28 protein-coding genes and 2 pseudogenes are annotated in these 24,397 nt (G+C 37.2%); 15 read left to right on the top strand and 15 right to left on the bottom strand.

What is annotated here, in order from left to right; all coding sequences use genetic code 11:
- Positions 1-152: 152 nt before the first annotated feature.
- The 3 genes from PVK71_RS03755 to PVK71_RS03745 all read left to right on the top strand — a co-directional run bounded on the left by PVK71_RS03755 (position 153) and on the right by PVK71_RS03745 (position 2,097).
- Entirely contained in the window at positions 153-350 is a 198-nt protein-coding gene (locus PVK71_RS03755) for a hypothetical protein (protein WP_274417644.1), read from the top strand.
- A gap of 148 nt (positions 351-498) precedes the next feature.
- Positions 499-972, top strand: coding sequence for a MarR family winged helix-turn-helix transcriptional regulator (locus PVK71_RS03750; RefSeq protein WP_130044854.1), 474 nt, complete (start codon positions 499-501; stop codon positions 970-972).
- A gap of 171 nt (positions 973-1,143) precedes the next feature.
- The gene (locus tag PVK71_RS03745; protein WP_274417645.1) at positions 1,144-2,097 is read left to right on the top strand and encodes an AEC family transporter; all 954 of its coding nucleotides are present in this window, start codon (positions 1,144-1,146) and stop codon (positions 2,095-2,097) included.
- Positions 2,098-2,130: 33 nt separating this feature from the next.
- Here PVK71_RS03745 and PVK71_RS03740 read toward each other — a convergent pair.
- Positions 2,131-2,872, bottom strand: a pseudogene (locus tag PVK71_RS03740) (LysR substrate-binding domain-containing protein).
- A gap of 107 nt (positions 2,873-2,979) precedes the next feature.
- On the opposite strand from PVK71_RS03740, the pseudogene PVK71_RS20465 reads away from it, so the two are divergent.
- Together PVK71_RS20465 and PVK71_RS03725 are read left to right on the top strand one after the other, a co-directional pair.
- Positions 2,980-3,645, top strand: a pseudogene (locus PVK71_RS20465) (cupin domain-containing protein); the annotation flags it as partial.
- A 10-nt stretch (positions 3,646-3,655) separates the two neighbouring features.
- Positions 3,656-4,036 (top strand): FAD-dependent oxidoreductase, encoded by a 381-nt coding sequence (locus tag PVK71_RS03725; protein ID WP_274417646.1) that lies wholly within the window; start codon positions 3,656-3,658, stop codon positions 4,034-4,036.
- A gap of 68 nt (positions 4,037-4,104) precedes the next feature.
- Here PVK71_RS03725 and pepE read toward each other — a convergent pair whose 3' ends face one another.
- Positions 4,105-4,842 carry a dipeptidase PepE gene (pepE, locus tag PVK71_RS03720; protein WP_274417647.1) on the bottom strand — a complete coding sequence of 246 codons (738 nt, stop codon included), beginning with the start codon at positions 4,840-4,842 and terminating at the stop codon, positions 4,105-4,107.
- Between the two features lie 321 nt (positions 4,843-5,163).
- Here pepE and PVK71_RS03715 point away from each other — a divergent pair, with 321 nt between their 5' ends.
- Positions 5,164-6,021: a PA4780 family RIO1-like protein kinase gene (locus PVK71_RS03715; protein WP_274417649.1), complete on the top strand. Its 858-nt coding sequence runs from the start codon at positions 5,164-5,166 to the stop codon at positions 6,019-6,021.
- Positions 6,022-6,071: 50 nt separating this feature from the next.
- Here the strand turns inward: PVK71_RS03715 and PVK71_RS03710 are convergent, their stop codons facing one another.
- Together PVK71_RS03710 and yddG are read right to left on the bottom strand one after the other, a co-directional pair.
- On the bottom strand, positions 6,072-6,713 hold the full coding sequence (locus tag PVK71_RS03710) for an alpha/beta fold hydrolase (protein ID WP_274417650.1): 642 nt from the start codon (positions 6,711-6,713) through the stop codon (positions 6,072-6,074).
- Between the two features lie 132 nt (positions 6,714-6,845).
- A complete protein-coding gene (gene yddG / locus PVK71_RS03705) occupies positions 6,846-7,733 on the bottom strand; it encodes an aromatic amino acid DMT transporter YddG (protein ID WP_274417652.1) in 888 nt (295 codons plus the stop codon).
- Between the two features lie 255 nt (positions 7,734-7,988).
- Here yddG and PVK71_RS03700 point away from each other — a divergent pair, with 255 nt between their 5' ends.
- Positions 7,989-9,875: a methyl-accepting chemotaxis protein gene (locus PVK71_RS03700; protein WP_274417653.1), complete on the top strand. Its 1,887-nt coding sequence runs from the start codon at positions 7,989-7,991 to the stop codon at positions 9,873-9,875.
- A gap of 27 nt (positions 9,876-9,902) precedes the next feature.
- Here PVK71_RS03700 and PVK71_RS03695 read toward each other — a convergent pair whose 3' ends face one another.
- Complete coding sequence (locus tag PVK71_RS03695; RefSeq protein WP_274417654.1) at positions 9,903-10,073, bottom strand: hypothetical protein; 171 nt, start codon at positions 10,071-10,073, stop codon at positions 9,903-9,905.
- A 173-nt stretch (positions 10,074-10,246) separates the two neighbouring features.
- On the opposite strand from PVK71_RS03695, the gene PVK71_RS03690 reads away from it, so the two are divergent.
- Entirely contained in the window at positions 10,247-11,134 is an 888-nt protein-coding gene (locus PVK71_RS03690) for a LysR family transcriptional regulator (RefSeq protein ID WP_274417655.1), read from the top strand.
- Between the two features lie 6 nt (positions 11,135-11,140).
- Here the strand turns inward: PVK71_RS03690 and PVK71_RS03685 are convergent, their stop codons facing one another.
- Entirely contained in the window at positions 11,141-12,037 is an 897-nt protein-coding gene (locus PVK71_RS03685) for a LysR family transcriptional regulator (protein WP_274417656.1), read from the bottom strand.
- 126 nt (positions 12,038-12,163) lie between these two features.
- Between PVK71_RS03685 and PVK71_RS03680 the strand changes: the two genes are divergently transcribed.
- Entirely contained in the window at positions 12,164-12,598 is a 435-nt protein-coding gene (locus PVK71_RS03680) for a carboxymuconolactone decarboxylase family protein (RefSeq protein ID WP_274417657.1), read from the top strand.
- A gap of 86 nt (positions 12,599-12,684) precedes the next feature.
- Positions 12,685-13,224 carry an NAD(P)H-dependent oxidoreductase gene (locus PVK71_RS03675; RefSeq protein WP_274417658.1) on the top strand — a complete coding sequence of 180 codons (540 nt, stop codon included), beginning with the start codon at positions 12,685-12,687 and terminating at the stop codon, positions 13,222-13,224.
- Positions 13,225-13,677: 453 nt separating this feature from the next.
- On the opposite strand, the gene PVK71_RS03670 is transcribed toward PVK71_RS03675, so the two are convergent.
- Complete coding sequence (locus PVK71_RS03670; protein ID WP_130044867.1) at positions 13,678-13,887, bottom strand: hypothetical protein; 210 nt, start codon at positions 13,885-13,887, stop codon at positions 13,678-13,680.
- A gap of 240 nt (positions 13,888-14,127) precedes the next feature.
- Positions 14,128-14,337, bottom strand: a complete 210-nt coding sequence (cspE, locus tag PVK71_RS03665) for a transcription antiterminator/RNA stability regulator CspE (protein WP_012552262.1) — start codon at positions 14,335-14,337, stop codon at positions 14,128-14,130.
- Positions 14,338-14,838: 501 nt separating this feature from the next.
- On the opposite strand from cspE, the gene PVK71_RS03660 reads away from it, so the two are divergent.
- The gene (locus PVK71_RS03660) at positions 14,839-15,054 is read left to right on the top strand and encodes a hypothetical protein (RefSeq protein ID WP_274417660.1); all 216 of its coding nucleotides are present in this window, start codon (positions 14,839-14,841) and stop codon (positions 15,052-15,054) included.
- A gap of 103 nt (positions 15,055-15,157) precedes the next feature.
- Here the strand turns inward: PVK71_RS03660 and PVK71_RS03655 are convergent, their stop codons facing one another.
- Together PVK71_RS03655 and PVK71_RS03650 are read right to left on the bottom strand one after the other, a co-directional pair.
- A complete protein-coding gene (locus PVK71_RS03655; protein ID WP_274417661.1) occupies positions 15,158-16,762 on the bottom strand; it encodes a mechanosensitive ion channel family protein in 1,605 nt (534 codons plus the stop codon).
- Positions 16,763-17,000: 238 nt separating this feature from the next.
- Positions 17,001-17,522 carry an NADPH-dependent FMN reductase gene (locus tag PVK71_RS03650; RefSeq protein ID WP_274417663.1) on the bottom strand — a complete coding sequence of 174 codons (522 nt, stop codon included), beginning with the start codon at positions 17,520-17,522 and terminating at the stop codon, positions 17,001-17,003.
- A 178-nt stretch (positions 17,523-17,700) separates the two neighbouring features.
- Between PVK71_RS03650 and PVK71_RS03645 the strand changes: the two genes are divergently transcribed.
- The gene (locus tag PVK71_RS03645; RefSeq protein WP_274417664.1) at positions 17,701-18,603 is read left to right on the top strand and encodes a LysR family transcriptional regulator; all 903 of its coding nucleotides are present in this window, start codon (positions 17,701-17,703) and stop codon (positions 18,601-18,603) included.
- An 11-nt stretch (positions 18,604-18,614) separates the two neighbouring features.
- Here the strand turns inward: PVK71_RS03645 and PVK71_RS03640 are convergent, their stop codons facing one another.
- Both PVK71_RS03640 and PVK71_RS03635 read right to left on the bottom strand, forming a co-directional pair.
- Positions 18,615-19,472, bottom strand: a complete 858-nt coding sequence (locus PVK71_RS03640) for a TPR end-of-group domain-containing protein (protein WP_274417881.1) — start codon at positions 19,470-19,472, stop codon at positions 18,615-18,617.
- Positions 19,473-19,563: 91 nt separating this feature from the next.
- Positions 19,564-20,151, bottom strand: coding sequence for a LysE family translocator (locus PVK71_RS03635; RefSeq protein ID WP_274417665.1), 588 nt, complete (start codon positions 20,149-20,151; stop codon positions 19,564-19,566).
- A 108-nt stretch (positions 20,152-20,259) separates the two neighbouring features.
- Between PVK71_RS03635 and PVK71_RS03630 the strand changes: the two genes are divergently transcribed.
- Positions 20,260-20,703, top strand: a complete 444-nt coding sequence (locus PVK71_RS03630) for an Lrp/AsnC family transcriptional regulator (RefSeq protein WP_012535118.1) — start codon at positions 20,260-20,262, stop codon at positions 20,701-20,703.
- On the opposite strand, the gene PVK71_RS03625 is transcribed toward PVK71_RS03630, so the two are convergent.
- Entirely contained in the window at positions 20,700-21,383 is a 684-nt protein-coding gene (locus PVK71_RS03625) for a cation transporter (protein ID WP_274417666.1), read from the bottom strand. The two genes, PVK71_RS03630 and PVK71_RS03625, sit on opposite strands and share 4 nt — an antisense overlap.
- A gap of 140 nt (positions 21,384-21,523) precedes the next feature.
- Between PVK71_RS03625 and PVK71_RS03620 the strand changes: the two genes are divergently transcribed.
- Together PVK71_RS03620 and PVK71_RS03615 are read left to right on the top strand one after the other, a co-directional pair.
- Positions 21,524-22,408: a LysR family transcriptional regulator gene (locus tag PVK71_RS03620; protein ID WP_274417667.1), complete on the top strand. Its 885-nt coding sequence runs from the start codon at positions 21,524-21,526 to the stop codon at positions 22,406-22,408.
- 104 nt (positions 22,409-22,512) lie between these two features.
- Complete coding sequence (locus PVK71_RS03615) at positions 22,513-23,130, top strand: LysE family translocator (RefSeq protein ID WP_274417668.1); 618 nt, start codon at positions 22,513-22,515, stop codon at positions 23,128-23,130.
- 67 nt (positions 23,131-23,197) lie between these two features.
- Here PVK71_RS03615 and PVK71_RS03610 read toward each other — a convergent pair whose 3' ends face one another.
- Positions 23,198-23,680 (bottom strand): enoyl-CoA hydratase, encoded by a 483-nt coding sequence (locus PVK71_RS03610; RefSeq protein ID WP_274417669.1) that lies wholly within the window; start codon positions 23,678-23,680, stop codon positions 23,198-23,200.
- Between the two features lies 1 nt (position 23,681).
- Complete coding sequence (locus tag PVK71_RS03605; protein ID WP_274417670.1) at positions 23,682-24,356, bottom strand: hypothetical protein; 675 nt, start codon at positions 24,354-24,356, stop codon at positions 23,682-23,684.
- Positions 24,357-24,397: the final 41 nt, after the last annotated feature.

The following is a 24,397-nucleotide window of genomic DNA, read 5'->3' as shown; positions in this document are numbered from 1 at the left end:
ATTGCGCGTATTAAAATCAAAATCTAGGCACTCATCCCAGAATGACAACATTCGTTATGGCGCTAATTCTTTCTTTATGGTTTATCTGATATAACGCTTAGCCATTATTTCAGTCTGTATCGATTCATCTAACGTAGATATCAAGGAAAATCATGCTAAAACAAACTCTATTATGTTTATTTTTAAGTTCATTATTTATAACAAACGGTTGTGCTGATCTTAAAGATGCAGGCAGAACCATCGGACATACTACACGTGATGTTACCACAGCTATTGGGCACGCTTCGCGAGATGCGGCTAAATCAGTTAAAGCAGAATTAGATAAAGGAGAGTGGGCAAATGAGCCATAATCCCTTTCATAGCTCAATTTAAAGAAATTTTTAACGTTAACAACCTATCCTTTAGATAAAAGATTGAGAATAGTGCCAACATCAGTACAATGCAAAATCAACAACGTTGTAAACCATTCAATTTTGCATTTATACAAAGGCCTGTTACGTGGATAAACATGAAGAAGTTTTAGTCGCTATTCGTCAGATAATTCGAGCTATCGATTTACAATCGAAAAAACTGAATAAAGAATATGGATTAACGGGCCCTCAACTCATTTTAATGCGTGCGATTCAAAGTATGCATAACGTAACGATCAAAGAGCTATCAAATCACACCAATGTAAGCCAAGCAACCACCACAACTATCATTGACCGCTTAGAGCATAATGGTTACGTTCAGCGCATTAGAAGTGAATCCGATCGCCGTAAGGTTCACGCGCATTTAACTGAGAGAGGGGAAGAACTCCTCAATAATGCGCCCCTTTCTTTGCAAGATAACTTTGTCAACAAATTCCATAAATTAGAATCATGGGAACAAAGCTTGCTGTTATCTTCAATGCAGCGTGTATCTTCTATGATGAATGCGGAAGACATTGATGCCGCGCCTGTTTTACAACTCGAAAGCATTGCAAAGATTTAAACCTTTTTATATTGCCTATTTCAAATAAAAGCCTCTAACCATTAGAGGCTTGTTCTATTACTACGTATTTAATTGAATAACATTAATACTATATGCATCAATCCATAACTGTAATTTAGTTTATTGTGTAAAATAGGCACCTACATAGGGAAGACTTATAAGAAAATCACAATGGATAATTTCATTACTCAATTGCTGTTCTCCGCTTCAATTACTGGCCCAATCTGCTTAATGCTATTTTTGGGCGTTTTACTTAAACGCACTCATCTAATCAATGATAACTTTATTGAAGTCTCTTCTAAACTTGTTTTCCAAGTCACATTACCTGCAATGCTTTTTTTAAGTATCGTAAATGCTAACCATGATTTCGCATCTAGCAGCCATTTAATTATTTACGGACTTGTCGCTAACTTCTTGTTCTTTATTTTTACTATTTACTCCACTCGGTTTACCTTTAAAAATAAACAAGATCACGGTGTCATTATTCAAGGGGGATTTAGATCCAACACGGCAATCATTGCTTTGGCTTATGTGGCAAATGCCTATGGAAACGCAGGTGTTGCATTGGCAGCTATTTATGTCGCAGCCACAACCATTTTATATAATATTCAAGCTGTGATCGCACTAACTCCGAAAGATGATAATGACAAACAAGCATTTGGCGTAATAGTGAAAACACTGACTAAGAACCCATTAATCATTTCAATTATATTAGGGATAGCTTGTTCTTCTCTCTCTGTCCCAATTCCTAAAATTATTACTCAAGCGGGACAATATTTCGCTAATATGACCTTACCATTAGCACTATTATGCGCAGGAGGATCACTCAACCTAACTTCAATGAAAAAAGATAATCTAGCTACATGGTTTGCGACTAGTTACAAACTGATATTAAGTCCAGTATTTATTACCATTGGAGGTATATTGTTAGGCTTTAGAGGGCTAGATTTAGGACTTTTATTCTTTATGAGTGCGGCGCCAACCGCTGCTGCAAGTTATGTAATGGCACGCGCAATGGGTGGTAACGCTACACTGGCTGCAAACATCATAGCTCAAACGACAGTAGCATCCTTAGTCACTTGTACGCTTGGGATCTTCATTTTATCTTCGTTTGGTTTGATCTAACTCTACATGTCCGTGCTTTGGTTTTATTCCTTTTCATTGTAGATACTGCAACCAATCTTTAAACGCCTTGATTTTTTCATGTTCAAGTCCATTTGGTTTCCAGACAATGTAATACGCCAATTCTATATGACATTTCAAATCAGGAAATGGCTTAACCAATCGGCCACAATCTAAATCCTCTTGCACTAATACACTTCGGCCTAATGCCACGCCTTGGCCACTAATCGCCGCTTGAATAACAGACGCCGAATTATTAATTTTTAATCCCTTTTCTGTATTTATATTATGGATATTATTCTGCTTCGCCCAACTCGACCAAGAAGGAAACCCACTATCTTTGGGTAAAGACAGATTCCGTCATTAGTAATGATTTTTCTAACCCTTCCCAATTCCCTTTTCCATATCGGACGCCAATATCGATGCTCTCAGCAAGGTAATCAAGCGTTCGAATATTGGTATCTAACCGGAGATCCCATTCAGGGTGTGATGTTTGAAAGTCATCAATACGCATTAATAGCCATTTAGCAGCAAAGGCAGGACTAACAGCTACTGTTAAAATAGGATTAAGATCTACAGGTTTTAACCGATTGAGTCCTTGCGATAAAGACTCAAATCCACGAGTAATATCAGGTAAACCTTGAAGCGCTTCTTTAGTTAATACTAAGCGAGATACCCCAGAGGAACGTCGTTCAAACAAAGAGATTTCAAGCCACTCTTCTAGTAATTTCACTTGTTGCCCTATTGCAGCAGGAGTGACATTCAACTCTTTCGCCACTAAAGAAAAACTTTATTAATAGTATAGAAGTTCTGATTTGTTACGCCTAGATAAACATTACACAATAGACTTCATTACTCGCCATTCACGCAGGTTTATCATGATAATTACATACTGACTTATCGCTACAAGCGAATGCTTTTTTCACGGAATCAACATGGGTCCCATCACCTATTAAAGAAGTATCACGAAAAATGTTAGAGCGTGATGGCGGTGAAATTGCAACCGCAACAACCTTGGTAAATTACGAACCAAACAGCTATTTCTCATCACACATCCATACTGGCGGTGAAGAATTTTTAGTACTTGAGGGGATATTTGCTGACGAACATGGCAGCTATCCTGTTGGTACTTATATGCGTAACCCTATCGGCACGTCTCACGCGCCAATAGTAAAAGATGGCTGCATGATTTTAGTAAAACTAGGTCAATATCAAGAAGGTGATATCACACCGGTACATATCAAAACTCAAGAACAAGAGTTTGTTAAAGATGATAATCGTCTAGGAGTATTATTTCAGCTACTGCACCACTTTAAGCAAGAGAGCATTCGCCTTGAAAAATGGAAAGAGGACCAAAGTATTGTGCTAGAAAACCACGGTGGAATAGAAATTCTTGTCGTAGAGGGCGAATTTACTCATCAAGGTATTCGCTATCAAAAATTTGATTGGTTACGTCTACCTATTGGAGATTCATTAAATGCTACGACTGCTCAAACAGAGTGTTTCGTATGGATAAAAACAGGTCACCACTTACATCAGCAACAAGCGTAGGAGACGAATAATGAAAACCAAAAACCTTATTGTTGGCGTTGGTGCTTTATTTGGCTTTGTCGGCATTGATGCTGCGACTCGTGCAAAAGCAGGTGAGGCATTAATCAAACAAGCAGCCATTGAGCAACTAACGAGGATCTTTGGTGAGAAAGTGAACTCTCCTATTGATATAAAACTGTTAGATTGGAGCCAAGAAGCATTAACGGCAGCAGAAGCTGATCACCAAGCTCCTAGCGCTCACCCTCACAATGGATTACCGGCATCAGCAAAAGCATTAAATAAATTTCATTGGTATTTTGTAGGAACAGAAGCCGCACGAGAAAATGGTGGCTATTTAGAAGGTGCATTAGAGGCAGCCGATGTGGTACTTGCAAGTCTCCGTGACAGCTAAAAAATACAAAGGCCAAGTCATTTGATAACTTGGCCTCCTCTTAATTTATCACTCTATAAGCTCATTACTTAGCAGCTGTGTTCCATTAAGAACTGTACATCGTCTTCAGCAGTATAATAAACAGGGTCTTTACCGTGAGAGAACAACTTAAGTGGTTTCTCATTGGCTGTATAGTAGCTCAACTTACCATCAAGAACATGCAACCATGTGCCTTCTGGGATCCCTACCACTGGCTCATGTTTATTCACTTCTAAAAACTCTTGAATGCGCTCATCACGCGTTTCACCAAAATGCCCTTCAACTGATGCTTCTAGATAATGCGGATTGATTTGGAATGGTACCAAATTTAACGAAGGCAGAATTGCCCCCGTAACAATAGGCATATCATTGGTGGTACGAATAGTTGGACAACCGATGTTCGTACCCGCACTCCAACCTATATATGGAACTCCATTATCTAATACCGCTTTACGAATAGGACCAACTAAGCCTAAATCATGCAGTGTTTTATTTAACACCCAGGTATTACCGCCACTCACCAAAATACCATCCGCTTCTTGAATAGTTTTTACAGGATCTTCTGAGCGATGTAGACCGGTAACTTTACAATCTAACCCAAGATGATCAAAGGTTTGTTGAACCAAGGCAACACGATCATCATGGCTAGAGCGAATAACCGCATAAGGAATAAGCACCAGATTCTTGGCTTTTGTTCGTTGAATTTGCTCAACAATCGCTTCACTTGCAAATTCCATCAAAAAATTGTTACCTGCAATCTTGCCATTACTTAATAATAAAATATCCATCTTCTTACTGCCTTATGTCTATTGAACACATCGTTATAGCTCTCTTCTCTTATTTAAAGAAAATTAAGCAATACGATAACGAAAGAGATAAAAACATATCAGAAATGATTGGCTAAAAACTTGTGTTAGATCGAATCTATAGTCTATAAATTATGGCAAAACAAAAAGAAATCTCAGCATCATTACAAACAAGGCAGAAAATAACTGTTCATCAAAACTTGTGACCAAGGAAAATATAGGCATAATGCCCTACATAAATTTATACACAGCTCAAAAAAACGTCATTCTTTTCGACGTCTATCTACGCTCATATGAGGTGCAATGAAAATACCAAACAGATTACTACCATTAGTTGAAGATGGTTTAATAGATGAAGTTCTAACCCAATTAATGAGTGGTAAAGAAGCCTCGGTCTACATTGTACGTAGTGGCGATAATATTCAGTGTGCCAAAGTTTACAAAGAGATTGAACAACGTAGCTTTAAACAAGCGGTAGCGTATCGTGAAGGGCGAAAAGTAAAAAATAGTCGTCGTGCCCGTGCGATGGAAAAAGGCTCTAAATTTGGCCGTGACGAACAAGAGAAAGTATGGCAAAACGCAGAGATTGATGCGTTATATAAGCTATCAGAAGCTGATGTTCGTGTACCGACCCCTTATGGTTGCTTTGATGGTGTCTTACTCATGGAGTTGGTTACCAATGATGAGGGCTCTGTCGCACCTCGTTTAAATGACGTAACTTTAACCAAAGAACAAGCAATGCGAGATCATGATTTAATGATCCAATATGTCACTCGCATGCTGTGTGCCGGTATTGTACATGGGGATTTATCTGAATTTAACGTATTGGTCGATCATCTCGGTCCTGTAATTATTGATTTACCTCAAGCAGTAGATGCTTCGGCAAATAACAATGCAAAATGGATGCTTGAGCGTGATGTAAACAACATGACTACTTACTACGGTCAATATGCTCCTGAACTGCTTGGTTCAGAATACGCAAAAGAAATGTGGGCACTGTATGAAAGTGGTGAATTAACACCAAATACAAAGCTTACAGGTGTATTTATTGATGATGGCAAAGATGCCGATGTTGATGGCTTAATGGCTGAAATCAACGCCGTAATGGAAGAAGCTCGATTACGTAAAGAACGCCTACTTGAAGATCAAGAATTGGATTAATCCATACTTTATCAAACATTATAGAAGTAGATAACGGACTATCTACTTTCTTATACCACCTCTTCCTCTGATTTATCTTCTTTTTTAAACTTATGATTCTCAATAAAGTAATCCACTTGCTTTGCTGTTTCTGTCGCATAAAGCAAACTCGTGTGGGAATAGTTTAAACACAAGTGATCTGTCAGCTCTGGCAGTAGGGTTTCTTTAACCGTTACGGTTCCATCTGAAGGTTGATGATCTCGAATCATTGGTGGACGTAAACCAATCGGTAATGTCCCTGCAATAGAACCAATAGGATAATTAGCTGTTAATTTAGCAACATCGACCAATCCCTGTGTCTTTGAGCTTCCTAATATAAAACCCAATTTTTTACTTTGAAGTTCTTTAGCAATAGAAGCACCTTGAAGCGGAGATCCAATCGTCACAATGGAATCTATTGGTGTATTAATATCTTGGTGATAATTAGCAAAATGTACGGCTAAAATGCCACCTAAACTATGCCCAAGAACGACATTTTTTTTAGATACAGATAAACAGCTATGAATGCGCTTAAAAAGGACTATTTCATTAATACGAAGTGAATTATAGCTAATGACTTGTACCGTATGACCTTTCTTTTTTAATCGGTCAGCAAGAGGCTTCATTACCACGCCATGCATATATAACCCATGCAATACCACTATATTCGCCATTATCTACTCCTAAAATTCACTCTTTATAAGACTATATCAGGAGGAAATAGTTCTCATAGTCTATAAATATGATTTATTACAATTAACAATAAATCATACAGATAACTGTGATCATCAATGTATAGTTTATATTTACTCTTTTTCTCGAGTGAACCACCAACATATCAGTGAGGCTAATGTCACCATTATAACCCCTTGCCAAAACTGCATGGTTAGCTCAATATCTAAAATCCATGCAGAAAAGAAAGTTGAAAAGATCGGTGTAAAATAAGAAAACGTCGCAAGCAATACCATGTTGCCGCCAATAATTCCGATATTCCATAAGGCATAGCCACTACCCATCACTATCCCAGCCAGCAATAAATCGATTACTGCATCACTGGTCATCACTATCGACGCTTCATCACTAATTGTATATTTACCCCATAGCGATATAGCAGTGGCGATAAAAAACCAAGTAATTGCATTTTTACCATTAGCTAATTTTTTGGTGACATTACAATAAATAGCCCAAAGAAACGCCCCAGTAAATGCCAATAAATAACTAATAGGGTTAGTTGCTGCATTATCCATTAGCTGAGAAATAGAAAGACCTTCATCCCCACTCAATGTCCATGCAACACCAAAAAAGGACAAGAGTATTGCAGGGTAAATCACCTTACTTACAGGCTTATTACTAGCAAGCACAGCAAAAAGAACCGTCAATGAAGGCCATAGATAATTAATAATACTCATTTCAACCGCTTGATTACGGCTGTTTGCCATCCCAAGCGCTAACGATAGGCATATTTCATAAGTGACGAACAACCCACCACCAATTAATAAATAACGAATTGAAAATAAACGTAGTTTTGGCAACCCAACCACTATAATCAGAAACAGTGAGCCAACACTGTATATCATTGCAGCGCCACCAATCGGGCCTAATTGTTCAGTTACGTTACGGATAAGCCCAACAATTAAGCTCCAGAGTAAAATGGCAGCACAACCAGCGATCGTATATTTATATGAGGTGTTCAATTTAAGCGTTTCCTAACAATAAAAAGCAGCTGCACTATTTTATCATTTAAATAATAAATTATATTCATAATATAGATAAAAAACAGCATGGATAATGCTTAATAAACGCACAAGTCAAATACTTCTTTCATCCCTATTATTATCTTCAATGTAATATTTATGGCATGATTTATTTCGGAACTTAAAATTATCATGATAACGTTTGAATATTACTATTCACCAAATCATCATTACATAACTAAAAAATGGACCCGCATGCTAAAAAATTTATCGCTTAAAAACAAACTAGCAATATCAGCTAGCGCTGCAATTATACTCGGGGGAGTATTAGTGGAAGCCTTATCGTTTAATGCCTCTTTAGGGCGCTTAGATACAGAAATAGAGCAACGCTTAGAAAGTACGACAGCATCATATAATCAATACGTTACTGATTGGATTTTATCTAAAGAACGAGCACTAACCTCATTGCCTCAAGAAGCAAATGCAGATGCTATCGTTGTTCACTTAAAACAAGTTCGCGACTCTGCAAAATTTGATAATGTCTTCCTTGCTTACCCAGACGGTTCCCAAGCTAATGCAAATGGTGTGATCCTTCCACCTGGTAATGATGACCCAAGAAAATGGGGGTGGTACACAAATGCAGTTGCGGCTCCTTCAAAAGTATTTATGGACAATCCAACCGTTGCTGCAGCAACAGGGGCAAATGTTGTCTCTTTAGGTAAAGCATTGAACCTTCATGGCCAACAAGTGGTTCTTGGCGCAGATGTTGAGATCACCGATATCCTAAACAGTATGGAAAAAGTGATTATTCCAGGTGACGGATTTATGTTTATTGCTAATAATAAAGGCAATATTTTTACTCATCCAAATACAAAGCTGCTGAATAAATCAGTCTCCACTTTAGGCTTAGATTTTTCAACAATCCAGCAAGCAACAAACAGTAACTCTGACATATCTATTGAATTAGATGGTGAGAAATACATTATGTATGCTCAAAAAATTGATGGTACGAGTTTAATTACAGTGAGCGTCATTAATTATGACTCGCTAGTTGCCCCTCTATTTGATGCCGTATCAGGACAGGTTCTAGTAACCGCGATTGTTGTCATTATCTGTACGTTATTATTCAACTTACTGTGTAATATCTTATTCCGCCCGTTAAACAATGTATCTCAAGCACTTGCACAAATTGCAAATGGCAGTGGTGATTTAACTCAACGAATCCATGTTGAAAATAAAGATGAAGTGGGCGAACTAGCGAATAACTTCAATACTTTTGTAGATAGTTTACAGCAGCTCATTCAGCATATACGCCAACAATCACAACAACTTACAGCCGGATCAGAACAAAGTACTAACCGTGCTAATAATTCAGTGAAAGAATTAAACATGCAACAACAAGAAATTACTATGGTTGCGACCGCAGTAACTGAAATGGCATCAGCCACTCGTGAAATAGCCTCTCATGCAGAGCTGACTGCAGAAGCAGCTCAAAACTCATCGAGCAGTACTCAAAAAGGCCATTCTCTTGTTATTGAAACAAAAGCATCAATCAATAATCTAGCGAATGAAGTGAATGAAGCAAGCATGGTAATCAGTGAGCTTCAGCAGCACTCTCAAGAGATCAATACCGTATTGGCAACGATTCAAGGTATTGCTGAACAAACGAATTTATTAGCACTAAATGCCGCTATTGAAGCAGCACGAGCAGGAGAGCAAGGGCGAGGCTTTGCTGTTGTTGCCGATGAAGTTCGTGTGTTATCCCAACGCACTCATACTTCAACTGAAGAGATTAAATCAACGATTGATATCCTTCAACAAACAACAAGTCGTGCCGTTAACTTAATGCAAAGCAGCTCTGAGCTAGCAAATAGCTCAGTAGAAGACGTAGACAGAGCAACACTGGCACTAGAAGAGATTAGTTCATCAGTCACTTTAATCAGCGATATGGCGACTCAAATTGCGACCGCCGCTGAAGAGCAAACTCATGTTACAGGAGAAATAACTCAAAATGTCACATCAATTAAAGATGTGACAGATTTACTTGTGATTGATTCAACAGACAGCTTAACTCAATCTAACGCACTCAAAGAACAAGCTCTTGATTTAAGTGAAAAAGTAGCGACATTTAAACTATCATAATATCTATAATTATAGTGGAGGTGGTGTTTAGTCCACTACCTCCACTGTTTTATGTTGAGGGCCTAAATACGTACCTTCATCAATCAAGTAACGTAGTGATTCTTCACACTCTGGACACTCAAAGATCTCATTGGGTTCAATAGCTTCATCATCAATCCATTCCCAACCAATATGTTCTTCACAACTTGGACAGTCCATTTTTTATTCCTATTAACTATTTTCGGCGAGTGTAAATAACCTAAAAGCAAAAGTCATCATCTCGCAGGAAAAATAAATCGCACCACCCCCTTATCAAACAAGAAATTATCAATTACTCTTCATCTAGTAATCTTTTGTTATCTCTTCTTAGGTTCATTTTTTCTTGGTGATTTATGCTTAACCCTCTATGGCTCAATACGTTTTGTACTCTTGTTGATGTCGGCCACTTTACTCACACAGCTGAAAAACTTTTTATGACTCAACCAGGAGTCAGCCAACACATTAAAAAATTAGAACTGGCGTGTGGGTATGATTTATTAAAGCGGGAAGGAAAAAGTGTCGAACTCACCGAGCAAGGCCGGATAGTCTATGATTATGCCAAGCAACAACAACGCAATGCGGATAGCCTTAATGAAGCATTAAGTTTTGATGACCCATACAAAGGCTTATGTAAATTCGCCTGCTCTGGAGCGTTAGCTTTATCTCTCTATCCAGAATGTATTACCTTGCAAAAAAAACACCCTAATTTAGTGACTCACGTAGAGGTTGCACCAAACCATAAGATATTAGAAGACATCCAACGAGGAAATATTGATATAGGGATAGTGACTCACCAACCAGCACCGAACCTATTTCGTAGTGAAGAGATCACCAAAGAATCACTCTGCCTAGTGTTACCGAAACACTATAAAAAAACATCCATAACTAGGGATACGTTAACCGAATTAGGGTTAATAAAGCACCCTGATGCAGAGCATTACCTGTCACTTTATTTTGATCTTTGCCAAGATGCAGCCCTAGAAAAAGGCAATGCTAATGATGTTCCTACGGCAAGTTACATTAATCAATTAAGCCAAATTTTACTGCCTATCGCCCAAGGAATTGGCTTCACCGTGCTTCCACAAAGCGCTATTGATGCCTTTCCTTATAAACACGAACTACACATACATAAACCAAAAAATCCTGTGTATGAGAGTTTGTTTTTAGTTCAAAAAAGAAATAGAGATTTGCCGCAGAGATATCAAACTCTGATTAAAAATCTTAAAGAAACACTGAGATAAATTGAATTAGTTTTCTTTCATTTTTTCAATAATAAAGTCCAAAAAAGCACGAATATATGGTTTAGGGTATTGAGTGCTTTTATAAATCGCAAAAATCTCACCACTGCCGTTTTCACCATGAGTCGCAGTCCACTTAGGTAACACAGGAGTTAATAGGCCACTTTCAATATATTCTGCCGTCATCCAATCGGAGAGCAGCAGTACCCCAGAGCCTTTCAGGGCCGCGTTCAATAGTGGTGAGCCTCCTTTTGAAATTAAATTCCCAGAGACTGACACCTTTTTCGCCACATTTCCCTTTTTAAAGTACCAGTGGTTTCTCTGTCGTTCATGACTAATAAGCAAGCAATTATGATGAACCAAATCATCTGGTTTCTCAATTTTCTCATGACTCGCTAGATAATCAGAAGAAGCAACTAAAGAGGTGTTATTCAGCATTAATTTACGAGCTTTTAAACAGCTGTCTTGAGGTGTTCCAATACGTATCGCTATATCGATATTTTCACTATTAAGATCCACCACATTATTATCAAGCTCTAACTCTATCTTTATTTTTGGGTATAAAGCTAAAAACTCAGGAATTAAAGACGCTAAAATTAAATTACCAAAACTTTCAAAGACCGAGATACGTAACATGCCTTCAGGCTCTTCATTATGGCCCTTCATTTCACTCAATAACTTATCACTCTCTTGCAGCAACTTAATTGATTGTTGGTGAAAATAAAGTCCCTCCTCAGTCAAAATTAACTGGCGTGTACTTCTTTTAAATAATGTCGTCTGCACTTTGTTTTCAAGGTTATCTATGTTTCTCGCAACCGATGATGGCGCCATATGTAACGCATGGCCGGCTTGAGAAAAACTACCTGACTCTACCACCTGGTCAAATATTCGAATTAAGTCTAACACACTCCCACCTTTGCGTTTTATGCAAAATTATTTCAGCTTTAATGGTTATTCTCTCTCTTTATCGAATTATGCACAATGCACACATCGCAATAAAGCGCTAACAAAAAACATAAAGAGAGATTAATTATGACTTCACGTATTGATATTGCAAAAATCCAACCAAAAGCCCTAAATGCAATGCTTTCTATTGAATCTTACCTATCAGGTGTAACGCTATCTGTTGAATTAAAAGAGCTAATTAAGATCCGCGCTTCAATGATCAACAAGTGTGCTTACTGTATTCAAATGCATGTGCCAGAGGCAGAAAAAGCAGGTGTAGAAGCACAAAAACTGTTTGCTCTAGCCGCATGGAAGGAGTCACCACTATTCAGTGCAACAGAGCGTGCTGTATTGGCATTAACCGATGACATGACATTAATCGCTCATGATGGTGTTTCAGATACAGTCTATCAAGAAGCTTTAGAGGTTCTGGGTGAAGAACAACTAGCACAAGCAATGATGCAAGTGATCATGATTAATGCTTGGAACCGCTTTGCATTAGCAACACAAATGACGCACTAATCAGCCACATTAACTGCCTTTCTAGCCATCCTCGTTAGCTATTACAATGAACATGGCTAGCTTTTTCACCACAAAATGAGAACATAATGAAACGTATTTTAGTCTTACTTGCCCACCCTTTAATTGAAAGCTCTACGATTAACCGCGCGCTGGTAGAAGCATTATCTAAACATGAACAAGTGACAACACATAACTTGTACCAAACCTATCCAGATTTCCAGATTGATGCTGAGAAAGAGAAGGAATTGCTGCTTTGTCATGACATTATCGTGTTTGTATTCCCAATCTATTGGTACTCTAGTCCGTCTTTATTAAAAGAGTGGCAAGATTGCGTTTTAGAATATGGGTTTGCTTATGGGTCTAAAGGCAATAAGCTTCACGGTAAAACGTTATTATGCATGACAAGTACTGGCAGTCCGCTTTCAGCTTATCAAGCAGATGACAGCCAAGAGTCAATCATGAAAGCCTTATTAATGCCTATTGAAAAAATGGCTCAAGATACCGGGCTAAATTATCTCGAACCAATTACGCTGTACGGTTCAAGAACAGCAGTAGAAGAAGATCGATTAGCCCCTCACGTTACTTATTGTATGGATAAAATAAATGCGTTGTTGTCTGAAGAATAAAAGAAAGGTTTATTGTATCGAGTGTGGGTATTTCAGCAGTGCACTAATACCTTACAACGCCCTAAAACCAAAAAACTCCTGACAGTCAGGAGTTTTCTATTTTTACCACTTTTTAGCCGTGTCTTTTGCAGTGTCTTTCCAATATTGAATTCGCGCACGTTGCAATTGGGCTTTTCTTGTTCTTTTCATAAGATACTTCCTTAAATCACTCGCTCATCTTTGAGCTGCAGTCATAATTCTTAATGACCTATTCAATCTATAGTAGAGGCGAGATATTTGCGAGGATCAAGATCACGAATATTTAAACGTACTTCGTGTTTTTACTTAATTTTTATGAGATAAGTAACATTTTTATAGTTATTCGTTATCTAGTGAGGTCTGAGCAAAGAAAAAATTGGCCGATGTCTTAGGGGGAAAGCCAATAATATTTATGTTTAAAAAGCGTGATACAAATTAAAACGAAATTGAAAAATCACCAATGCGCTGATTATAACTATTGGTAATACTTCCTTTCCCTGTCTCTTCACAATATGAAAAATCAATATCAAGTGAGTCTAGCTCACCTTTCATTAGTATGTTACGTAATAAAACATCACTGTTTAGTTGGTGAATTAACGCGTCCCATGAAACATTATTTTTGAAAATAGTAAAATTTACTTTCATTAAGTACCTTTAAGTTTTATAAAAATTATTTATAGATAGAGTAATAGATTAATGTTACAGAAAAATGATTGGATTAAAACTAGGATGGTAGAGGTAACTAAGAGATGTTATGACAAGTACAAAACAGGAGCAGATGTTTGAAATGTTGATATCTTACAAAGTAGAACTAAATCGAGTATTAATAAAACATTTAAAAGTAGCGCAAACGGTACGAATACCCTTTGCGCAACTTATTTGAAATTAAGCAGCTACAACGTTAGCAGCTTGAGGGCCTTTTTGGCCTTGCTCAACTTCAAAAGAAACTTTTTGGCCTTCAGCAAGAGTTTTGAAACCCTCTGAAGCGATAGCACGGAAATGTACGAATACGTCAGCGCCGCCGTTATCTTGAGTGATAAAACCGAAACCTTTTTCTTCGTTAAACCACTTAACGATACCAGTTGTTTTAGACATGTAATGTCCCTTATATTTAAATTCATAAAAAATCGCATAATGCGATACGCTTAGAGCTTGAATTATTAAATGTGACGAAAAGATAAGGGAAACACTGAGAATAACGACATTACGAAGAAATACTAAGGCTTACTTTACTTGATGTTCATTAACAACTCTGAGCAACAGAGCGAGAGAGATAATACCCTAGAACCGAGCATTGTAAAGGTATTTCTTTATAAATTGGTCAAAATTTATACAAACAAAGAGGTACCAGCCACACTTTTAGATAAATAAATTAAACTATCAACTTGATTAGCATCATTTATATCAAAGATCATAGTTCCAATTTACTCGCCCATTCACTGCCATCTAGCTGTCTTCGTATTGCCACATAATGCCTAGATACTCTTATAATCGTAATCTAACATTACGGATAAAAGCGATTAAACTGGGACTCTCTTTAGATATGATGATGTTATTAATTAGTCATTATAATCCTATTTCACGGAGTATTTACGCATGAAAAAAATTGTCCCATTCATCCTTCTCGCCTTTTTTAGCTTGCGTTTATTTGCTTCTGTCGGCCCTCATATTCAACAGTTAGAACATGATAGCTTCACTATTTTACGTTCTGCACTTATTGTAGGCGCACTCTGTTTTATTGTGTCATTGATTATTAAAAAGTTTAAGAAACCTACCCCAATAGCGATAAAATCTGAAGACGACATAAATTAATGCAAAAAAAAGAGTGACCATTTAAGTCACTCTTTTACATTCACCGTTTTCTACTTATACCATTCTGGATAAGTAGTTGTTCAAATACTTATGTAGATTGGTATTACGCTTCATGCTTATAAATATGCACATCACGTTGTGGGAATGGAATACTCACACCTTCTGCATCTAAACGTTTCTTAACCGTTTCAGTTACTTCCCAGTATACATCCCAGTAATCATCTGTTTTAACCCAAGGGCGAACAATGAAGTCCACTGACGATTCATTTAATGTATGCAATTTCACCATAGGTTCTGGTGTTTTTAGTACCGATGGGTGGCTTTCTAGGATATCAGTAAAGATGGCTTTTGCTTTTTCAATATCATCTTGATAACCAATACCAAATACCATATCTACACGACGCTCAGTTTCGATAGTTACGTTCTTAATCACATCACCCCAAATCTTATTGTTTGGGAAAATTAAGTTCTGGTTATCTACCGTTTTGATTGTAGTAGATACAAGATTCATTCGGTTAACTTTACCTACGATACCACCAAGATCAACCAAATCACCCACATCAAATGGACGATAAATCAGAATCATCATGCCAGAAGCAAAGTTAGATAGCGTGTCTTTTAATGCAAAACCAATAACCACACCTGCAACACCAAAACCAGTTAACAGTGGACCCAAATTAATGCCAATTTGAGATAACGCAATCAAGATACCGATCATCATGATGAACTTTGAGCCCATAGACACAAAGAACTCTTGCATTAACTTACTGAACTTCATTTTAGAGTGAGAAACACTTTTCTTAATTGCTGTTTTAGCAAGTCGAGAAAGGAAACTTGTCACCCAAAGAATAAGCGAGAAAATAACTAATTTAACAATAATTGATGGCGCATTCTCTACCGCCCAATCTTTAAAACGAGTAACCCACTCTTCTGTTAAACCATAAGCAACGCCGATGTCCAATACATCGCTGTTGATATCGCCAGTTACAGAGAAAATAAGCTGTTTATACTCTGTAATATCAATATTGTTTTGCTCCATTAATGCCGTTGTTACTTCTAAACTCGCAATCATTAATGAAACTCGTTCAGACAAGTTCGTCGCATCTTGCGTTAGCAGATCTTTCTTCTCTACTGACGCATATTGCATACGTTTTGCAATATCTGATTTTTGTGATTCAAGATAATGAATAATGTTTGCCAATAAATCAGCACGATTTGTTAGTTCTTTTAAAATGGCTGTTTTTTCTTTGGTGAAATCAATATTTAGTGTTTCACCCCATGATAATGTTTTGAACGCTTCTTCATAATACATATCCATGATGCCAAGACGTTTTTGCGCAGCAAATTCTAAATCGTCTTTTTCATCGCCTTTCGCTTTACGAACAGCTTTAGTCAATTCAACCAAATTTTGATGACTCAGTTGCAATAACTCGCCCATAAGGAGCATTTCAGAACGAACAACACCATCAAGTCCTTTAGCACTTGGATTTTCTTGCAGCTGTAATTCAATATCCGCTCGAACTTTGTCATTTTTACGACGTAATACATCTTCAAAAAACAATTTATCGGCAGGATCAGCGGTAGATAACTGTACTAATCTTTCTTTTAACTCTTGTTGAACTGTAACCATGCTATCAACTGATTGAGCGTAGGCTGAAGCCATCATACTCATCATTAATAACAAAGCGGCAAAATACTTCTTAATCATAAAAAACGTCCTATATAAATCATGACCATATAATAATTGATGCCTATCCATTCTCATTCATAACAATTGCAAATAATAGTATTGAATGATGAAAGCTTGCTCATTTGTTGAGGATTTGTGACATAAAAAGTATCTGCTTGATTTTATATATTCACTTTTTTGTTTTTACTCTGAGAATTTATTGTATAAAAAAAGGCGCAGCCACAAAGTGAATACGCCTCTGTCTTTCTCTGAAATTTTATAATGCCGACATGATCGTTTTTAGTTCAGCATTCAACTCTTCGTTACGTAACTCACCTTTTTCCATATCAAAGTTATCATAAAAACTAGGTACAGAAAGTGAGCCCTTAACATCTGCTGCAAAGTAAGGAGCAGAACCAGTAGCCGCTGCTAATACCGTTGCTGCACCACCAGGGCCAGGAGACGTAGCTAGCATTACAACAGGTTTACCTTGGTAGACTTTCATATCGATACGAGAAGTCCAATCAAATACGTTTTTAAATGCTGCAGCATAAGAGCCATTGTGTTCAGCATAAGAAATAACAACAGCATCGGCTTCACCAATTTTTTGGAAAAAACGCTTTGCTTGCTCTGGCTGTCCTAACTCTTTTTCTTTGTCTTCATTGAAGATAGGCATTTCAAAATTATTTAAATCAAGAACCTCAACTTCAGCATTTGCCGCAAGGCCTGCTGCATACGTTGCTAAGCGCTTGTTAATTGATGTTGAACTACTGCTTGCTGCTAATGCTAAAATTTTCATAGGGATACCTTCATATTCTATTTAAGTAGAAAGAGTAGTTAATGCTCTGCTCTTTTCAAATTTATTGTTCTTGTTTGCGATGGAATAACTATAATTCATTCACGAATATTGATTAATAGCCTAAATGTGCAATGATTATTTCCATATGACTCGCAATAGAAGTGTAAAGAAGTAGATTATGGCCTTTAGTTCAACGTTATTTGATGGGATGGTAATTTTTGTTGAGGTCGTCACTAGTGGCAGTTTTACGCAAGCTGCTCTTAATAGTGGCCACTCAACTTCTTATATCAGTAAAGAGATCGGAAAATTAGAAGAGCGTTTGGGTGTTCGCCTTCTTCACCGCACAACTCGAACGCTACGTCTAACCCCTGAAGGCGAACTTTATTTTCAGCAATGCCAACAACTCATTGAAGATGCTCAAATGGCTGAAAATTCGATTACAAGACAACAAGAAAAACCTAAAGGTCGATTAAAAGTCAGCTGTCCTGTTGGCTTTGCACTTTCACGCTTACGTCCAATTCTTGGTAAATTTACGGATTTATACCCAGACATCACACTTGAGTTAGACTTAAATGACAGAAAAATTGATATCGTTGCAGAAGGGTTTGATATGGCGCTCCGTGCATCACATCAACTTGAAGATTCTAGCTTGATCAGCCGTCGATTTTTACGGTCAAGAGCCATCACTATTGCGTCACCAGACTATTTAAAAAAATACGGGGCACCATTGCATCCTAATGAACTCTCAGAACATAAAACCATTGGTTATGCGTATGTAAAACAAGGCGCTGTTTGGGATTTTGTAGATAAAGACAATCACCCTATTGCTGTACCATTGCAGTGTCAGGTCATCACTAACAATTCATTTATGGAGTTATCGTTATGTTTGGCAGGGCAAGGGATAACACGCATCCCTCACTTTCATTTAACAGATGAATTAGAAACCGGTAAGTTAGTTGAGTTGTTTGCGGACTACCCAAAATTAACCATTGATATATTTATGGTTTATCCTAGTCGTAAACATATGTCAGCCAAGGTACGTTGCTTTATGGATTTTATTTTCGAGCACCTTGGCGAATAAATGATACTTATTTAAGATACGTTATTGGCATATTCTTCTAATAGTGTTTCAAAACGCTCTAAACCTCTTAATGGGTCAAAGTCTGTCTCTTCTAATACAAGTTCACGCATAGAAGTACTTGCCTCAATAGAACGTTGCAAGTCATCAATGGCTTGCACTTCAGCCCCTAATTGCGCATACGCACAAGCACGTTGGAATAGTGCGTGTGCATTTTGATCATCCACTTCTAAAACACGATTACATAAATTCAGTGCCCAATGGAATTCACGCATCTCCATTGCTGCATCCGCTTTATACGTTAACGCTTCTAAATCACCCGGTCTTACTTTTAAAATCTCATCATAAATATCCATTTTTTGCTCAGGCGTTTGTACACTTTGAGCTCGAAGCCACAAATTATGCACTTCATTGATGATCTCGATTTCACGGTTATTCTCAGTAATAATTCGCGTTTTACGTTTTAAATCACGCTCTAATGCTACAAATTTTTTCTCATAATCTTGGGCGATTTTATTGAGTTGCTTGTCTGCCATTTCTTTGGTGTTTTGTTTCATTTCTCTTAATGATTGCCAACCAATCAATGCAATCAAAGAAGCCACCGCCGCAATGACATAGAAAAAGTACGTTACCGTTGTATTAGAATAATTTAATGATTTATCTGCAACCGCTAACTCACGGTCGGTAATTTGAATAGTTAAACGTCGCTCTAGGTCTTGTTGTTCGGTACGCAAAGCCTTCAGCTCATCTAAAATATAACGTTCCATTAATGGACGATCTAAATACTCTTGTTCTGAATAGGTCACTTCCTCTGCGTGTAATGACAGTGAAGTAAAAAGAGTGATGAGAAGCAAAAAGAAGTGTCGATACATAGGGATACCCTTGTTAATCGTGTATTTAGAAGTGATATACATAAAGATAACACATCCAAGACAGCAACACCCGATTAACAAAGAAAACCAATTAAAATCCCATCACCATAGAGCCGACAAGTAAACCTGCCATACTGTAGTTAAAAAACTTTAAATGCTTCGGTGTTTTTAATCTCTTTTGTAATTCTTTACCTGCAACCGTCCAAAAACTCACAGTCGGAACATTAATACAAATAAAGACCAATGCGATTAGAAGCACACTAAATATATCTGCACTGGTCGCGTAAATACTCATAACCGATAATGCCATTGACCACCCTTTTGGGTTAACCCATTGAAAGCTCGCAGCTTGTAGGAACGACATCGGTTTGTAGTCACCATTAATATTATCAACGGGTTTACTGCTCGCAATTTTATACGCCAGATAAAGTAAATACACCGCACTGATGATCTGCAATGCCATTTCTAATTTAGGGTAGGTATGAAAAATTTGAACTAAACCAAACCCAACTAACACCAACATAAATGCAAAACCAAATATCACCCCAAGCATGTGTGGAATAGTACGAACAAAACCAACGTTCGCTCCTGAAGTCATCAACATAATGTTATTTGGCCCTGGCGTAAACGCTCCAACAAAAGCAAATGTGGTTAAAGCAAGTAAATAGGTGTAGTCCATAATAAGTATCTTATAAAAATAAATTCTGCTTGTATCTTAATGCGAGACTGAGTAAATTTTCTGTCTATATTTGTTTAAAATTAAAATAATTCGCAAGGTATTGTCACTATGGATAGGTTTGACGAAAGAATATTGCAAGAACTGAAATTAAATGGACGATTAACCAATGTTGAGTTATCTGAACGCATTGGATTATCACCTTCAGCAACATTACGTCGTGTACAAGAATTAGAGCGGAATGGAACGATTCAAGGCTATCGTGCGGTATTAAATCCAAATAAGTGTGGAATAGGATTTGTTGCTTATGTGACGATCGGATTATCGGATCACAGTAAAAAATCACAAAAAGATTTCGAAGCACAGATAATGGAATCAAATGAAGTAACAGAATGCCACAATATTACGGGAGCGAATGAGTATCTATTGCGGGTTGAGACTGAGAGTCTATCCTCATATAAGCAGTTTCATTCAAACGTACTTGGAGAGATCTCTCAGGTCAACTCAATTGGCACCTTAGTGGTGATGGACACGCCTAAAGATGAAAGAACTTAGGCGTGTGAATACTTTGCTAAAACACCATCTCGATTTAATTGGTGTAACTGTTTTGATGAACTAATGATCATTTTAACTGGCACAATAATAAAATAGATAGATGCCATTACAACCATAATTGGGTCAGCAAGTTGTGCATAATGCGCATATGATGTTAGTAGCAATACTTTTGCAATCATAAAGCCTACAAATACAGCAGCACTAATTACGGTATCCATTAACCATTGTTTTGCTTCTGCATCAACAAGAGCCGAGTTGACTTCACGACCTTGGGTTTTCATGACCCAATAACTTGTATAACAACCTATCATGCTAAAAACACCAAAGGCTAATGCAATACCGGTATTCACTTCTCGGCCACCTTCCATTATTGCTTGAACAGCAGCAACAAATGAAAGTACACACATTAAGGTAATTGCGATCCCTTTAAGCAAAATTACTGAAGACTCAATTACCTTAACACGCTTGATATTCTTCGAAACATCTTCTTTTCGAATGTACAGCACTGCCACTAGCGAAACTAGGGTTAGACCTAAACTCACTAATGAGTAAACACCATCAAAAATAATAACTAATGAATGAATCAGCGTACCTAATACAATACCTAACATTGCAAACAGTAAAGCTGAAAACGTTGAAACCAGTAATAATTGCCTTTCTTTTCTAATTGAATACGACATATTTTCCTCCATCGACTTATTTTTCGTCTTTTTTATGTATACAGATCATCATATAGAGAAAATTGGTGATAGGATAATCAGTCAGCGTCAACTAATTCGTCGCTTAAGATTAAACGACATAAATTAACGAGAAAAAGATCATGAAAACCAGTCAAATTGAAATGCTCTTATATACGGTTGAATTGGGTTCTATTGCAGAAGCAGCTCGTAAACTTCAAAAAAGTCGAACCACCGTCAGTGCTGCGTTAAGTACGCTTGAAGATGAACTTGGAGTGACTTTATTGGTCCGCACAGGTAACCGTATTACTCCAACAGAAATTGGCGAGTCGATTGTGAATGATTGCCAACGTATGATGGTCATTAGTAATGACATTGTTAGTAAGTGCTTACAATATAACGAAGGCATAGCTTCAACCATTCGCGTGGTTCGAGATGACTCACTGCCTGAACCCATTTGGCGTGATATTTTAACTCGCATGAGTCGAAAATTTCCAAACACCAGCATCTCTATTTATGTTGCTCCATCGCCAGAACTTGAAGAAATGGTAGAACAAAATGTCGTTGATGTAGCGTATGGAATATTACCTATTAATAGCCAACTTCTGCATGTTCAACAAAATGAGTTAGGCCAAATTCGTATGATGTCGGTCGCACATAGAGAACACCCATTAAGTCAGCTAAGAAAAGTAAGCCCAACAGATCTAGAAAGCCACACTGAAATCATTCTGAACTACATTGATGATGATGAATTGATGGTGTTTGAACCAACATCCAGTAAATACATTGCACTTACTTTCTATGAGCACCTGCGTGATGCTGTTTTGGATAAAACAGGCTGGTCATCCGTTCCCGCATTATTAATCAATGAGCATTTACGCGATGGCACCTTAAAGGTTCTTAAACATAATCGAGCGATGAACTGGCAATCTTTCGCAGAAATGACCAAAACGAACATGCCTCGCGGCGTTATTATTGACTGGCTATCTGAACAAGTTGAAGACTATTTATTAGAAGTCTCAGAATAATGATTTCTTTCGTTCAAAATAAACAGTAAATTACTCCTAATCCCATATGAAAAGGGCTTAATCATAGTCCTTAATATCAAATGCAGCAGTACATGGAATTATTTATGAGCATTGAAACTTACCTTCTTTTTATCGCTGGAATGTTCGCCTTTTGTGCGATGCCTGGCGCTGATTTCTTTTACGTTCTTTCAAAAGCCTTAGGCGGTGGTGCAAAAACAGGAATTTATGCCGCAGTGGGTATCGCTACTGGTGTTCTTTTTCATACCTTTTTAGCTGTCGTTGGTTTAAGTGCACTATTACTCTCTTCTGCAACCGCTTTTATGGTAATTAAATACATCGGTGCCGCTTACCTGTGTTATATCGGATTTAAAATGTTCACAGCAAAAGGGGGTTTTGGCCAAGTAGAAACCACCAATCGTACATCTGATATAAAAGTTTTCCGTCAAGGTATTTTGACCAATGCCCTCAACCCAAAAGTGTGTTTGACTTTTGTTGCCTTTATTCCTCAATTTTTAACTCCAGAGACCTCATCACCTTTAATGCTCGGAATGCTTGGTATCACAACCGCTATTATCGCTTTGCTATGGTTTATTTGTATTGCTATTTTTGCAGGAAAATTCAGAACTGTAATCGCAGAAAGCAAAGCTTTTTCTAATCTACTAAAATACGGATTAAGCTCTTTATTAATGGGCTTTGGCGCTAAGTTAGCAATGACTAACTAATACCGTTATAAAACGTTAAAAGGGTTGAAATGAGCATGTCTTCAACCCTTTTTTCTATTTTTAATATCTACTTTCTATCATCGTTATCTTTAAGGCTTAATCCACTTAAAACCACCATGATTAGCAAAGGTAATGCATTTGATATACCGATCAACATTTCTCTATGTGCGGTTTCTTGATAGATACTTGTTATCTGTCCAAGAGCAATGTTTTGTGCAGAAAGTGCCGTTAACTCGGGCATCATAGGAACTAAAAATACAAGTGCATTTATGGCTAAAAATGTCATGCAAGCATATTGGACTTTTAACCAAACAGGCTTAACTTTATACTGCTTAGATTCCATAAAAGTAGCTAACAATTTTAAAATCAAACCTGGCACAATCAAAATATAAGCACTTTGTTCTTTATATACCGACATATAATAAAGAGCATGCATATCATCATGATTAAATACATTTCCAATCACAATGTGAGATAAAATCCCACCAACATACATAATAACACCAACCAGAAACATTAAATTAGTCATATTCTCTTTTGATACTTTCATCTTATAGCCCTGCCATATTAATTTTATGACCTAAGTACATAACGTCCACCTTTGCGTATCCTAATGCTACAACTTCAAACTGCTGGCTTAACTCTCGAGCATGTGCTTCATCTTTTGCCATGATAGATACAGAATAAGTTGGACGAGTAGAACCATCTTTCACTGTTTGAGTATTAATATACGATGACGTCACTAATCCCGATGCATTCAAAGAAACCACGCGCTGTAAGTCAACTCCAATAACACGATCCATTTCCATTACATCAATATCTGCATCCCACTTAAACATCAATGCATAATTTTTATTTATCGGTGTATTATCCAACCACTTACCGCCTAACAATTGGATATTAGAAATTTTAACTATGTTTTCTTTATAAAAAGGAAGTGATGCTAGTTTATTTTCAACCTCTTTTTCACTATCCGCTTGGATAACAAATCGAAGGATACCCATTGGTTTTCCGTCAATATCACTTTCAGAAATAAACATATCTTTAATTTCTTTTTGCTTAATTAATTCTCCAAACGCTGAACGTTGAGCATTCATTAACTCCAGTACTTTTTCAGCATTATTAGTATTCCAATTTAATGAAACACCATAATCAGCTGCTTGTGTTAGCGTTGAAAATCCAAATAGTGATGCGATCAATAATGTTGATTTAATTAATTTTTTCATGACGTTATTCTCTCTAATTTAATTATTTTTGTATTGTTCTA

This window comes from Aliivibrio sp. S4MY1 (assembly GCF_028765545.1).
Lineage (GTDB): Bacteria > Pseudomonadota > Gammaproteobacteria > Enterobacterales > Vibrionaceae > Aliivibrio.
This window is presented reverse-complemented; position numbering and strand designations above follow the sequence as displayed.